We start from the raw sequence: 369 nt of genomic DNA, 5'->3' as shown, positions 1-369 counted from the left end.
GAAGATAGCAACGTAACTGGCAGTCTCTTGCTCTTCCAGGGAATCGTGTGTAAGGGACAGACCGTGTCACTCATTTTTCCTGTTGTGCAGGGTGCGTTTGTGTCTGGTGAGATTGCCGGATGTGGTAAAGGTTTTGTGGCATCCGTCCTGGTCACAGATAAAGGATCTGTCCCCTGAGTGGATGCGCTTGTGTCGCTTGTCCCCTGTGTGGATACGTTTGTGAACGGCCTGTCCCTTGTGTGGATACGTTTGTGCTTGCTTACCGGATGTGGTGAAAGACTTGTTGCACTGGACACAGACAAAGGGCCTGTCCCCATTGTGGGTGCGCTTGTGTTTGACGAGATCGCCGGATTGGGTGAAAGACTGGTT

1 protein-coding gene is annotated in these 369 nt (G+C 52.0%); it reads left to right on the top strand.

Annotation, left to right across the window (positions count from 1 at the left end):
* Positions 1-177 precede the first annotated feature (177 nt).
* A partial coding sequence (locus E1189_RS24590; RefSeq protein WP_230459919.1) for a hypothetical protein occupies positions 178-369 on the top strand: 192 nt, incomplete at its 3' end.

The sequence above is a fragment of the Parendozoicomonas verongulae genome (assembly GCF_009711465.1).
In the GTDB taxonomy this organism is placed as follows: domain Bacteria; phylum Pseudomonadota; class Gammaproteobacteria; order Pseudomonadales; family Endozoicomonadaceae; genus Sansalvadorimonas; species Sansalvadorimonas verongulae.
Note: the sequence above shows the minus strand (reverse complement) of the source record. Positions and strands in the feature narration are given on the sequence as shown.